The following is a 12835-nucleotide window of genomic DNA, read 5'->3' as shown; positions in this document are numbered from 1 at the left end:
AGACTGACACCCCAGGCTATCGCGGGGGTCGCCGACGGCCCGTGCGCCGCCGTGGGTCAGCCCTGGGGGACCGTCACGGGCGCGGTCATCAGGACGGTGCGGCGCGGGTTGGCGGTGACGGCCGGCAGCTCGACGGCGTGCTCGCGGACGAGGTCGCCCGCCGCGCTGAGCCCCGCGGCGTCCTCGAGGTGCGCGAGCGTGGTGCGGCGCGGGTTGGCGGTCTTCCGGGACGGCGTCGTCGTCTTCACTGTGAGTGGCCTCGCGTTGTCGTTTTCGCAGCGGGTGTAAAGGTCCAGGCTAGGCCTGCCCTTCCCCACCGGCCCGCTGGAGAAGTCCTGAGTCTGCTGTGAGTTTGCTCACGAGTACCTCAAAAAATGCCGCATATCGGTCGGACATTTCACCCTCGCGAAACGGACATTGCAGGGCTGAACCAGACGTTCCGCTCCTGATCATGGCGACTGGGACACCGGGCACCCCTTCAGGTCCGGGGGGTGAATTGCCGGATTGAGGGCGTTTTAAGGGGTGCAGCTTTCTACATCTGGTGACCCATTCCGCACATAGCGTCACGCCATTCCCGGTGCCGTGCACCGGCCTTGTTGGAGATCCGGCACTGTGCTGGAATTCCACGGACCGCCAGGGGGCAACCGCGGTCCCCCCACGACTCGACACCGTCCCGCCGCTCATCCGGAGGGACGCCTGGTCCAGAGGTTGCGACGCTAGTGCAGGGACGTTTCAAGAGGGATGGCAGCGCTGCGGCGGAGCCGGAGCCGCGCGGTGCGACCGACCGCGGCACGCCCGCCGACGCGCCGAACGGTGGCGAGCCCGCCGACAAGCCGAAGGCGAAAAAGCCGAACGGGCCGGGCTCACGAATAGCCCTGCGCAACTGGCGCATCAGCACCCGACTGGTCTCCCTGCTAGCCCTGCCCGTGGTCGCCGCGACGACCCTGGGTGCGCTACGTATCGACGGTTCGCTCGAGAACGTCGACCAGCTCGACCACATGAAGATCCTCACCGAGATGACCGGTAAGGCCACTCAGCTCGCGGACGCGCTCCAGGAGGAGCGCGACAAGTCCGCGGGTCCGCTGGTCGGCGGTAACGACAAGGACGACCGGGTCGTCGCCCCGCGCGAGAAGACCGACCGCGCCATCGACGCGTTCCGGCAGGCCACCACCAAGGTCGAGTCGAACGACACGACGATGATCGGCGTCCAGACGACCCTTGTCGACATCACCAAGCAGCTCGACAAGATCAAGAATCACCGTCTGCGGGCGTACCAGGAGACCGACTACATCGCGCAGACGGTCAACGACTACAACGCGTTGATCACCTCGCTGCTGTCGCTGTCCCAGGACATGGCCCAGGCCACCAGCAACAGCGACATGATCACCAGCACCCGTGCGCTGGCGACGTTCTCCTCCGCCAAGGAGTACGCCTCCATCCAGCGGGCCGTGATCAGCGCCGCGCTCGCCAACCCCAAGGGCGCGCGGCTCTCCGCGAACGACCTGCAGTACGGCAAGAACGCGCTGGACAGCGAGGACGAGGCGCTGCGCCGCTTCACCGCGATCCGCGCCGGCGACTCCGCCGAACTGCTCCAGGCTCTCAACGGCGGCCAGACGGAGATCACCTCGGCGAACACCTTCGCCGAGCGCGCGCTCGGCAAGACCGAGGGCCTCAAGTCCGCGCCGTACACGTACATGGACTGGTACGACCAGGACAGCGTGAAGCTCGAAGAGATGTCCAAGATCGAGCAGACCCTGCTGTCCCAGATGGACCAGAAGGCGCGCGAGCTCCGCGACGACGCCCAGCAGGACGCCATCCTCAACGGTGTGCTGATCATCCTGGTCCTCGGCATCTCGCTCGTCGGCGCGTTCGTCGTGGCCCGGTCCATGGTGCGGTCGCTGCGCCGACTGCAGGACACCGCCCAGAAGGTCGCCCAGGAACGTCTGCCCGAGCTCGTCAAGCAGCTGTCCGAGACGGACCCGCAGGATGTCGACACCACGGTCGAGTCCGTCGGTGTGCACAGCCGGGACGAGATCGGCAAGGTGGCCGCGGCCTTCGACGACGTGCACCGCGAGGCGGTCCGCCTCGCCGCCGAGCAGGCGTTGCTGCGAGGCAACGTCAACGCGATGTTCACCAACCTCTCGCGCCGCAGCCAGGGCCTCATCCAGCGTCAGCTCTCGCTCATCTCCGAGCTCGAGAGCCGCGAGGCCGACCCCGACCAGCTCTCCTCGCTCTTCCGGCTCGACCACCTCGCGACCCGTATGCGCCGTAACGGCGAAAACCTCCTCGTCCTCGCGGGCGAGGAGCCGGGCCGCCGGTGGACCCGCCCGGTGCCGCTCGTCGACGTGCTGCGTGCCGCCGCGTCCGAGGTGGAGCAGTACGAGCGCATCGAGCTGAGCGGTGTGCCGCCGACCGAGGTCGCCGGCCGCGTGGTCAACGACCTCGTGCACCTGCTCGCCGAGCTGCTCGAGAACGCGACGTCCTTCTCGTCGCCGCAGACCAAGGTCAAGGTCACCGGTCACGCCCTGCCCGACGGCCGGGTGCTGGTCGAGATCCACGACACCGGCATCGGCCTGTCCCCCGAGGACCTGGCCGCGATCAACGAGCGGCTCGCCAGCCCGCCCACGGTGGACGTCTCCGTCTCCCGACGCATGGGTCTGTTCGTGGTCGGCCGTCTGTCCCTGCGACACGGCATCCGCATTCAGCTCCGGCCCTCCGACTCGGGCGGCACGACCGCGCTCGTCATGCTGCCGGTCGACGTCGCCCAGGGCGGCAAGAAGCCGGTTCCGGGCATGCCGGGCCAGCCCGCCATGGGCGGCGGCAACCCGGGCGCCGGACAGGCCGGCCTCATGGGCGGCGGCCAGGCTCCCCGTCGGCAGGTTCCCCCGGCCGGCGGGCCGCGGACCGCGCTGCCGGGTCGTCCCGGTACGACGGACAAGGGTCTGCCGACGCGCCCCGCTCCGGCGGGCGGTACCGGTGCCGGTGCCGGCTCGACTGGCGGCAGCCTCTTCGACAGCGGAGCGCGCGGCGGCGACCGTCCCGCGCTTCCGCCCCGGGGCAACACGGGTGGCCCCTCCGCCACCCCGCCCGCCGGTGACCGCGGCGGCCGTCGTGCGCAGCTGCCCGCTCGCGGCGCGGCTCCCGAGCTTCCCGGCCGCACGGCTCCGAGCTGGGGCAACGAGCAGTCGCCCGCGGCCCCCACGCCCGCTTCCGGCACCCCGGCTCCGGCCGCCCCGGTCGACGACTGGCCCCTGGCCTCGGACGGCGGCTCCCGGCGCTCGGCGCAGGACAGCCCGCGCGGCCACGAGGACGTGGAGAACACGGGCCGGTTCGCGCAGCCCGCGCGCCCGGACACCACGGGTCAGTTCCCGCAGCCCGGCACCCCGCGGCCCGGCTCCGGCGGTCCCGGTGACACGTCCGAGTTCCCGCGGATCGGCGCCGCCGACGAGCCCCGCAACAACACCACCGGCCAGTTCCCCCGGCCGACGGGCGCGCAGCCGTCCGCCGGCCCCGGTGACACCGGCCAGTTCGCGCTGCCCGGCTCTCCCGCCGACACGTCGTCGTTCCCGCAGGTCGGTGGCGTCGACAACGGGCAGAACAACACCACCGGCCAGTTCGAGCGCCCCGGTGACACCGGGCAGTTCGCGCAGCCCGGCGGCAGGCCCGAGTCGGGCCAGCTGCCGGCGGCCGGGCCCGGCGACGGGCGGGCGCCGCTCTTCGAGGAGCTGGAGTCGAACTGGCGCCGGGGCGGGAACGCCCAGAACGCCGGGACCGCTCAGAACACGTCCGCCCCGGCGGCCGGGCAGCCCGCGAAGAACGGGCGGTCGCTGCCGCGGCGCGAGCCGCAGCCGACGCCCACTCCGCAGGGCGACCGGGCCCCCAAGGCCCAGCGCACGCCGCGCAACCCGCAGGCCCCCAAGGCTCAGCAGGCTCCGGCGGACGACTGGCGCAACCCCAACGACGAACGCCAGCAGCGGGCCGAACAGCTCCGCGAGCCGGCGGCCGGCGGTATCACCTCTTCCGGTCTGCCGCGGCGCGTGCCGCGTGCGAACCTCGTCGAGGGTGCCGCGCAGGAACAGGAACAGAACAACCCGACCGGTCCGGCGGTCTCGCGTGCGCCCGATGACGTACGCGGCCGACTGACCAATCTTCGCCGGGGCATCCAGCAGGGTCGTCAGGCCGGAAACGGCTCGACCACCGGCAGTCACAACATTGGCCCCACTTACCAGCAGGAGCGTTAGTTGAGTCCGATGAGCCAGGCGGCGCAGAATCTGAACTGGTTGATCACCAACTTCGTGGCGAACACCCCGGGGGTGTCCCACACGGTGGTGGTGTCCGCCGACGGACTCCTTCTGGCGATGTCCGAAGGCTTTCCGCGCGACCGCGCCGATCAGCTGGCGGCTGTCGCCTCCGGTCTGACCTCCCTCACGGCCGGGGCCTCCCGGATCTTCGAGGGCGGCCCCGTCACCCAGACCGTGGTGGAGATGGAGCGTGGTTTCCTCTTCATCATGTCCGTCTCGGACGGTTCGTCCCTGGCCGTGCTGGCGCACCCCGAGTGCGACATCGGCCTGGTGGGCTACGAGATGGCCCTGCTCGTCGACCGCGCGGGCACGGTGCTGACGCCTGATCTCCGCGCGGAGCTTCAGGGCAGTCTGCTGAACTGACCGTACGCATACCGCAAATACCGTCCGACCGTACGGCCGAAAACCCCCCACCGGCCCCCGCTCGACGGCATTATTGCCATCCTGCTGTCCCGTCCGGAGGATTCATGACCCCGCCCGCCTCGCCCGGCCCGTACGGCGCCTCGCATCATCACGCGTCGTACGGGAGTGAAGGCGACCAGCCGCTGGTCCGCCCCTACGCCATGACCGGGGGCCGTACCCGGCCGCGCTACCAGCTCGCCATCGAGGCACTGGTCAGCTCCACGGCCGACCCGGCCCACCTCGCGGGGCTGCTTCCCGAGCACCAGCGGATCTGCCACCTGTGCCAGGAGGTCAAGTCGGTCGCGGAGGTCTCCGCGCTGCTGAACATGCCCCTGGGCGTGGCACGGATCCTCGTGGCGGACCTGGCGGAGGCCGGAATGGTGGCGATCCACCAGCCGGGCGGCAGCGGCGAGTCCGGTGGAACGCCGGATGTGACACTGCTCGAAAGGGTGCTCAGTGGACTTCGGAAGCTCTAGCGGGAGCGTCGGCCGTTCCACCACTTCGGCGAAGATCGTGGTGGCTGGCGGCTTCGGCGTGGGCAAGACGACATTCGTCGGTGCGGTCTCGGAAATTTCTCCGCTGCGCACCGAAGCCGTCATGACCTCCGCCTCGGCGGGGATCGACGACCTGAGCCATGTCCAGGACAAAACCACCACCACGGTGGCGATGGATTTCGGCCGCATCACACTGGATGACGATCTGATCCTGTACCTCTTCGGTACGCCCGGTCAGGACCGTTTCTGGTTCATGTGGGACGACCTGGTCCGCGGCGCCATCGGCGCCGTCGTCCTCGTCGACACCAGACGTCTCGCCGACTGCTTCCCCGCCGTCGACTACTTCGAGAACAGCGGCCTCCCCTTCGTCATCGCCCTCAACGGCTTCGACGGACACCAGCCCTACAACCCCGAAGAAGTCCGCGAAGCACTCCAGATCGGCCCCGACGCACCGATCATCACCACCGACGCCCGCCACCGCAACGAAGCCAAGAGCGCACTCATCACGCTCGTCGAGCACGCCCTCATGGCCCGGCTCAAGTAGCTTTGCGCGTCCCACAGTTGCGATGGGCGGTTTTGTGTTATTGACCACGGACCGTCGCCCGGGGTTCATAACATTTCAACAAGAGAATTGACCGGACGTGACCACTCGGCGCGTTCGGTCAACTTCGCTCTGCACACAATTCGCCCGTCATTTGGCGCCGCTCGCTCTTAATGCCCGTTTTATGTCGGGCAAATCGTCGTGTCCGGCGGCCGTGCCCACTGTTTGGAATGCACCTGCCTGCCGTGCTGGAATTCCGGGGCTGAGCAGTCACGGCTCAGCGGAAATACACGGCACAGGTCAGGTGCCGACGCCGAGAGGTTGTTGGTCGAGTGAGGCGTAGAAAGACGGGCGCCACGCAGCAGGCGCGGGACGAGCGGGGCAACTTCACCCCACCGTCGCGCTCAGCGGCGTTGCCCTCTGACGTGCCCGAAGCCCCCGCCGAGCCCATGAAGGGCAGCGGCGGCAGGTTCTCCCCACGCAACTGGCGGGTGCCCACCCGGCTGAACGTCATTCTGCTGATCCCGGTGCTCGTCGCCCTGGTCTTCGGTGGCCTTCATGTGAAGACCTCCGTCGACACCTGGAACGAGGCGCAGGACGCCACGGACACCGCGCGAGGGGTGCGGGCCGCGGCCACGTACGCCCACGCCGTGCTCGAGGAGCGCGACCAGACGGCGCTGCCGCTGCTCGAGGGCCACCGCGACGACCCGGTGATCAAGAAGACGCGGGACGCGACGGACGCCGCCCGGGCCGAGTTCGACAAGGCCGTCAAGAGCATGCCGGCCACCCCGAGCGTCAAGCGCCGCCTCAAGCTGCTGCGTGACGCTGAAGCCGGGCTGCCGAGGCTCCGCAGCGCCGCGTACTCCTCCGCACTGGCCGGTGCCGACACCGAGGACGGCTACGGCGCCATCCAGCGTCCCCTCATGGCCTTCTCCAACGAGCTGGGCCTCGGCACGGACAACGCGAGCTCCTTCGGCCGCATGGTCTATGCCGTACAGCTCGCCAAGGCCGCCGAGTCGCTGCAGCGTTCCATCGGCGCCCACCTGCTGGAGAAGCCCGGCAGCGCGCAGAACCGCGAGAAGCTGACGACCTCCTTCGTCTCCTACAACTTCCTGGAGTACATCGCCCACGGCGAGTACGTCCAGGCGGGCACCGACGACGACATCAACCGGCTCAACAAGGCGCTGGCCGACAAGGCCCAGGTGACCGAGCAGGACAAGATGTACGCCGCCATCTCCACCACGCCGCCCGCGGCGCTGAAGGCCAAGGGCATCACCGCCGAGTCCTGGTTCACCACCGCGACGGGCAAGTTCGACGCGTACCGCTACATCGAGGTGCAGCTGGCCGACCGGGCCGTGGCCGACGCCGAGAAGGTCGCCTCGGACGCCCAGCAGGAAGCGATCATCAACTCCTCGATCATGGTGCTGGCCCTGTTCGCCGCCTTCGTGGTGGCGGGCAAGATGGCCCGCTCGATGAGCCGGAGCATGCTGCGACTGCGCAGCGGCGCCTTCGAGATCGCCGAGCAGCGGCTGCCGGCCCTGGTCGACCAGCTCTCGCGTACCGACCCCGGTCACGTCGACACCCGTATCGAGCCCATCCCGATCAACACCGGTGACGAGATCGGCGAGGTCGCCCGCGCCTTCGACCAGGTCCACCGCGAAGCGGTGCGACTGGCCGCCGAGCAGGCACTGCTGCGGGGCAACGTCAACGCGATCTTCACGACCCTCTCGCACCGCAACCAGGCCCTCATCGAGCGTCAGCTGACGCTCATCACGGACCTGGAGAACAACGAGGCGGACCCGGACCAGCTGGAAAACCTCTTCCGGATGGACCACCTGGCCACCCGTATGCGGCGCAACGGCGAGAACCTCCTCGTCCTCGCGGGCGAGGAGCCCGGCCGCCGCTGGGACCAGCCGATCCCGCTGGTGGACGTGCTCCGCGCCGCCTCCTCCGAGGTGGAGGCGTACGAGCGCATCGAGCTGAGCGGTGTCCCGGAGGCCGAGATCCACGGCCTTGCCGTGACCGACCTCGTGCATCTGCTCGCCGAGCTGCTGGAGAACGCCACCACGTTCTCCTCCCCGCACACCAAGGTCCGGGTGACCGCGACCCGGCTGCCCGACGGCCGCGTGATGGTCGAGATCCACGACAAGGGCATCGGCCTGACGCCCACGGACTTCGCCGACATCAACCACCGGCTGGCCAATCCGCCGACCGTGGACGTCGCGATCGCCCAGCGCATGGGTCTGTTCGTGGTCGGCCGCCTGGCGACCCGCCACGGCATCCGCGTCCAGCTGCGCCCGTCGGGCGAGCAGGCCGGCACCACCTCGCTGGTGATGCTGCCGGACGCCATCACGCACGGTGGTGGCGGCTCGCTGGACGAGATGTCCCCCCAGGACTTCACGCTCACCTCCCGGGCCGTTCCCGAGCAGCAGGCCGCGCCTGCCGCGCCGACGGGCCCCCGGCTGCGCACCGCCGCCGAACTGGGCTTCGACGACTCCCGTTACGAGCCCCGGCCGGACGCCGGCACCGGACCTTCGCTGGACCCGGTCGGCCGTTCGCTGATGCGCGAGGAGCGGCGCGCGGCGCTGGAGGCGCAGGCCGCCGACAGCCGTCCGCTGTTCCGCGACGAGGTTCCGCAGCAGGGATACGACCAGCAGGGTTACGAGCAGCCGGATTACGACCAGCAGCAGGGCTTCGCGCAGGAGCCGGAGCACACCGGGCAGCAGTCGTATACGGAAGCCGGCTATACCGATTCCGGGTACGGCGACCAGCAGGGCTACGGCGACTACAACACCCCCGCCCCCCAAGGCGAGTGGAGCGAAGCCGGTCCGTACCAGCACGGCTACGAGCAGGGTCGCGGAGCCGATTCGGAATCCCTGCCGTCCGCTGACACGGCCCAGCCGGAGCGCGTAGAGTTCGACCGTCCGGGCCCCTCTTCGAGCGGCTCCCACTCGCTGACCGGGTCCGGTCTGCCGCGCCGCGGGAAGCAGTGGCAGCAATCCGAGTCGGGCGAGAGCGCCGCGGGGGCCGGCGGAGAACCGGAGCAGTCCCAGCAGGACCCACAGCAGCGTCCCGAGGCCGATAAGTCCGACTGGCAGTCGGCGAACGACGAGCGCTGGCACCGCGCCGAGCAGCTCCGTGAGCCGAAGGCCGGTGGAATTACCTCTTCCGGTCTCCCCCGCCGGGTTCCCAAGGCCAACCTGGTCGAGGGCAAGGCGGAAACGACCCCGCAGGGCGGCCCCCAGATATCCCGCGCCCCGGAGGACGTCCGCGGCAGGTTGAGCAACCTGCGCCGCGGTGTCCAGCAGGGGCGCAGCGCGGGGACCGATACCTCCGCACATGAGCAACACGACCAGGGCTTCGGCCCCGGCGGCACCTACGATCAGGAGCGTTAGTGTGAGCCCGATGAGCCAGGCGGCGCAAAACCTGAACTGGTTGATCACCAGTTTCGTGGACAACACCCCAGGGGTGTCCCACACCGTCGTGGTCTCCGCCGACGGACTTCTTCTGGCCATGTCCGAAGGGTTCCCGCGGGACCGCGCCGACCAGCTGGCGGCAGTAGCCTCCGGCCTGACCTCGCTGACCGCGGGTGCCTCCCGGATCTTCGAGGGCGGCGCGGTCAACCAGACCGTGGTGGAGATGGAGCGTGGTTTCCTCTTCATCATGTCCGTCTCCGACGGATCCTCGCTGGCCGTGCTGGCGCACCCCGAGTGCGACATCGGCCTCGTGGGCTACGAGATGGCTCTGTTGGTCGACCGCGCGGGCAGTGTGCTCACGCCCGACCTCCGCGCCGAATTGCAGGGGAGCCTTCTCAACTAGCAAAGAGGCAGTGCGTTTCGCGCCACCGCCCCATAAGGTGCGGTGGCGCGACCAGCATCAGACAGGCAAGTTGGAGGAGGAGACGTGGCAACGCCCCCCGGCGGTTACCCGTACGGCAATGAACAGCAGGCTCAGCCCCCGCTGAACCGCTTCAATTTCCCCTCCGCACCGAGCCACCAAGCTCAGCCGGAGGCTCCGCGGTCGCCGTACTCGGCACCCGCGCAGCCCCAGAAGCACCGGCGTGCGACCCCCTCGGGGGGCGCGCACAACCCGCTGGTGCGACCGTATGCGATGACCGGCGGCCGTACGCGGCCGCGCTACCAGCTCGCCATCGAGGCACTGGTGCACACCACGGCTCAGCCGTCCCAGCTCCAAGGGCAGTTGCCGGAACACCAGCGCATCTGCCAACTGTGCCGTGAGATCAAGTCGGTCGCCGAGATCTCGGCACTTCTTTCCATCCCGCTCGGCGTCGCCCGAATCCTCGTCGCCGACTTGGCGGAGGCCGGACTCGTCGCCATCCATCAGCCCGGCGGCGACGAGTCCGCCGGCGGCCAGCCTGACGTGACACTGCTCGAAAGGGTGCTCAGTGGACTTCGGAACCTCTAGCGGCGAGGCAGCCCGCTCCACCACCTCCGCGAAGATTGTGGTGGCCGGTGGCTTCGGCGTGGGCAAGACCACGTTCGTCGGCGCGGTCTCGGAGATCAACCCGCTGCGCACCGAAGCCGTCATGACCTCCGCCTCGGCGGGGATCGACGACCTCACGCACGCGCCGGACAAGACCACGACGACCGTGGCCATGGACTTCGGCCGCATCACCTTGGACCAGGACCTGATCCTGTACCTCTTCGGTACGCCCGGTCAGGACCGTTTCTGGTTCATGTGGGACGACCTGGTCCGCGGCGCCATCGGCGCCGTCGTCCTCGTCGACACCAGGCGCCTCGCCGACTGCTTCCCCGCCGTCGACTACTTCGAGAACAGCGGCCTCCCCTTCGTCATCGCCCTCAACGGCTTCGACGGACACCAGCCCTACAACCCCGAAGAAGTCCGCGAAGCACTCCAGATCGGCCCCGACGCACCGATCATCACCACCGACGCCCGCCACCGCAACGAAGCCAAGAGCGCACTCATCACGCTCGTCGAGCACGCCCTCATGGCCCGGCTGCGGTAGAGCGGTCAGGGATGGCTGTGCGGATCTGCTGACGCCCGAGTGTCAGCACCTCCGCACAGCCATCGCTTTCGGTCGCGCAGACGAAAAGGTCCCCGCACTCATTCGAGTGCGGGGACCTTTCGCTGTGTGGTGGGCCGCTGTAGCGGCCCCTGGGCTCATCCCTGCCAGCTGTGCGGGGCCCGGCTGCGCATACCCGGGAGCACCCCCCGGACCCCCGGCCGGAGGCGCGTCAGCCCTGCCAGCTGTGCGGGGCCCGGAAGCCCGGGGTGCGCTCCAGGCGGCGCCAGCCGGCGGAGGAGCGGCGCGGGCGGGCGGGGGCCTCGTGGCCGTTGCCGGCCGCGGCGCGGGCGAGGAGGACGGCGGTGACCGCGGCCAGTTCCTCGGCGTCGGCGGTGCCCTTCTCGACGCGTACGAGCGTGTCGTTCATGTGTTTCTCCCTTACTGGGGCGGGTTGCCGTGCTTGCGCGAGGGCAGATCGGCGTGCTTCGTCGCGAGCATGGCCAGCGACTTGATCAGCACCGAACGGGTCTCGACGGGGTCGATCACGTCATCGATCAGCCCGCGCTCGGCCGCGTAGTACGGATGCATCAGCTCCGCCTTGTACTCCTTGACCATGCGGGCGCGCATGGCCTCCGGGTCGTCGGCCTCCGCGATCTGCTTCCGGAAGATCACGTTTGCCGCGCCTTCCGCGCCCATCACGGCGATCTCGTTGGTCGGCCACGCGTACGTCAGGTCCGCACCGATGGACTGGGAGTCCATCACGATGTACGCGCCGCCGTACGCCTTGCGCAGGATCACCGAAATACGCGGAACCGTGGCATTGCAGTACGCGTACAGCAGCTTCGCGCCGTGGCGGATGATTCCACCGTGCTCCTGGTCCACCCCGGGCAGGAAGCCGGGGACGTCCAGAAGAGTGATGATCGGGATGTTGAAGGCGTCGCACATCTGGATGAATCGCGCGGCCTTCTCCGAGGCCTCGATGTCCAGGACACCGGCCAGGGACTGCGGCTGGTTGGCGACGATGCCCACGACCTGGCCGTCGAGCCGGGCCAGCGCACAGATGATGTTGGTGGCCCAGCGCTCGTGGATCTCCAGGTGGTCGCCGTCGTCGACGAGCTCCTCGATCACCTTGCGCATGTCGTACGGGCGGTTGCCGTCCGCCGGGACCAGGTCCAGGAGGGCGTCGCCGGTGCGGTCGGCAGGGTCCTCGGAGGCGACCCGCGGCGGGTTCTCGCGGTTGTTCTGCGGGAGGAGGGAGAGGAGGTAGCGGACCTCTTCGAGGCAGGTCTCCTCGTCGTCGTAGGCGAAGTGCGCGACGCCGGAGGTCTCGGCGTGCACATCGGCGCCGCCGAGGCCGTTCTGGGTGATCTCCTCGCCCGTCACGGCCCGCACCACATCGGGGCCGGTGATGAACATCTGCGAGGTCTCACGGACCATGAACACGAAGTCCGTCAGCGCCGGACTGTAGGCCGCACCACCCGCGCACGGGCCGAGCATCACACTGATCTGCGGGATGACACCCGACGCCTTCGTATTGCGCTGGAAGATCCCGCCGTACCCGGCCAGCGCCGAAACGCCCTCCTGGATACGCGCACCCGCACCGTCGTTCAACGACACCAGCGGAGCACCCGCCGAGATCGCCATGTCCATAATCTTATGGATCTTCGTCGCATGGGCCTCACCCAACGCACCACCGAAGATCCGGAAATCATGCGCGTACACAAAAACCGTACGCCCGTGCACCGTCCCCCACCCGGTGATCACACCATCGGTGTAGGGCTTCTTCGCCTCCAGGCCAAAGCCCGAAGCACGGTGCCGCCGCAGCGGCTCCACCTCGGAGAAAGAGCCTTCGTCGAGGAGGAGGTCGATACGCTCGCGAGCCGTCAGCTTGCCCTTGGCCTTCTGGGCCTCGGTCGCCCGGTCACTGGGGCCACGCCGAACCTGCTCGCGGATGGCGTGCAGCTCGGCGACGCGCCCACGGACGTCACTCGCCTCTACGGGCGCACCTTCGAGATTGCTCATGCATAGACGGTACGTGCCGGGGGTGCTGGAAACTCATGTCGGTTCCATACAACGTCATGCGCTGTTTGGTGGGCAGGCATCACAGAAA

At 69.2% G+C, this 12835-nt stretch carries 11 protein-coding genes; 8 read left to right on the top strand and 3 right to left on the bottom strand.

Annotated elements, in window-relative coordinates; all coding sequences use genetic code 11:
• Positions 1–56: 56 nt before the first annotated feature.
• Positions 57–248 carry a hypothetical protein gene (locus ACZ53N_RS06755; protein WP_469139867.1) on the bottom strand — a complete coding sequence of 64 codons (192 nt, stop codon included), beginning with the start codon at positions 246–248 and terminating at the stop codon, positions 57–59.
• Positions 249–719: 471 nt separating this feature from the next.
• Here ACZ53N_RS06755 and ACZ53N_RS06750 point away from each other — a divergent pair, with 471 nt between their 5' ends.
• The 8 genes from ACZ53N_RS06750 (at position 720) to ACZ53N_RS06715 (ending at position 10725) form a co-directional block, all read left to right on the top strand.
• Positions 720–4241: a sensor histidine kinase gene (locus ACZ53N_RS06750; RefSeq protein WP_469139866.1), complete on the top strand. Its 3522-nt coding sequence runs from the start codon at positions 720–722 to the stop codon at positions 4239–4241.
• Between the two features lie 9 nt (positions 4242–4250).
• Positions 4251–4664 (top strand): roadblock/LC7 domain-containing protein, encoded by a 414-nt coding sequence (locus ACZ53N_RS06745; protein WP_165451611.1) that lies wholly within the window; start codon positions 4251–4253, stop codon positions 4662–4664.
• Positions 4665–4768: 104 nt separating this feature from the next.
• Positions 4769–5179 (top strand): DUF742 domain-containing protein, encoded by a 411-nt coding sequence (locus ACZ53N_RS06740; RefSeq protein WP_130880095.1) that lies wholly within the window; start codon positions 4769–4771, stop codon positions 5177–5179.
• The gene (locus ACZ53N_RS06735; RefSeq protein WP_130880094.1) at positions 5160–5741 is read left to right on the top strand and encodes a GTP-binding protein; all 582 of its coding nucleotides are present in this window, start codon (positions 5160–5162) and stop codon (positions 5739–5741) included. Before ACZ53N_RS06740 ends, ACZ53N_RS06735 begins: the two co-directional genes overlap by 20 nt.
• 329 nt (positions 5742–6070) lie before the next feature.
• Entirely contained in the window at positions 6071–9133 is a 3063-nt protein-coding gene (locus ACZ53N_RS06730) for a sensor histidine kinase (protein ID WP_469139865.1), read from the top strand.
• Position 9134: 1 nt separating this feature from the next.
• Complete coding sequence (locus tag ACZ53N_RS06725) at positions 9135–9557, top strand: roadblock/LC7 domain-containing protein (protein ID WP_130880092.1); 423 nt, start codon at positions 9135–9137, stop codon at positions 9555–9557.
• Between the two features lie 84 nt (positions 9558–9641).
• On the top strand, positions 9642–10163 hold the full coding sequence (locus tag ACZ53N_RS06720; RefSeq protein ID WP_130880091.1) for a DUF742 domain-containing protein: 522 nt from the start codon (positions 9642–9644) through the stop codon (positions 10161–10163).
• Positions 10144–10725: a GTP-binding protein gene (locus ACZ53N_RS06715; protein ID WP_130880090.1), complete on the top strand. Its 582-nt coding sequence runs from the start codon at positions 10144–10146 to the stop codon at positions 10723–10725. Before ACZ53N_RS06720 ends, ACZ53N_RS06715 begins: the two co-directional genes overlap by 20 nt.
• 229 nt (positions 10726–10954) lie before the next feature.
• On the opposite strand, the gene ACZ53N_RS06710 is transcribed toward ACZ53N_RS06715, so the two are convergent.
• Positions 10955–11152, bottom strand: a complete 198-nt coding sequence (locus tag ACZ53N_RS06710; RefSeq protein WP_130880089.1) for an acyl-CoA carboxylase subunit epsilon — start codon at positions 11150–11152, stop codon at positions 10955–10957.
• An 11-nt stretch (positions 11153–11163) separates the two neighbouring features.
• Positions 11164–12747: an acyl-CoA carboxylase subunit beta gene (locus tag ACZ53N_RS06705; RefSeq protein WP_130880088.1), complete on the bottom strand. Its 1584-nt coding sequence runs from the start codon at positions 12745–12747 to the stop codon at positions 11164–11166.
• Positions 12748–12835: the final 88 nt, after the last annotated feature.

The sequence above is a fragment of the Streptomyces sp. NPDC033229 genome (assembly GCF_055576875.1).
Note: the sequence above shows the minus strand (reverse complement) of the source record. Positions and strands in the feature narration are given on the sequence as shown.

Bases quoted from the DNA above. Each gene is read 5' to 3' on its own strand.
- ACZ53N_RS06745 (WP_165451611.1), top strand. From the start codon at position 4,251: ATGAGCCAGGCGGCGCAGAATCTGAACTGGTTGATCACCAACTTCGTG.
- ACZ53N_RS06740 (WP_130880095.1), top strand. From the start codon at position 4,769: ATGACCCCGCCCGCCTCGCCCGGCCCGTACGGCGCCTCGCATCATCAC.
- ACZ53N_RS06710 (WP_130880089.1), bottom strand. From the start codon at position 11,152: ATGAACGACACGCTCGTACGCGTCGAGAAGGGCACCGCCGACGCCGAG.
- ACZ53N_RS06705 (WP_130880088.1), bottom strand. From the start codon at position 12,747: ATGAGCAATCTCGAAGGTGCGCCCGTAGAGGCGAGTGACGTCCGTGGG.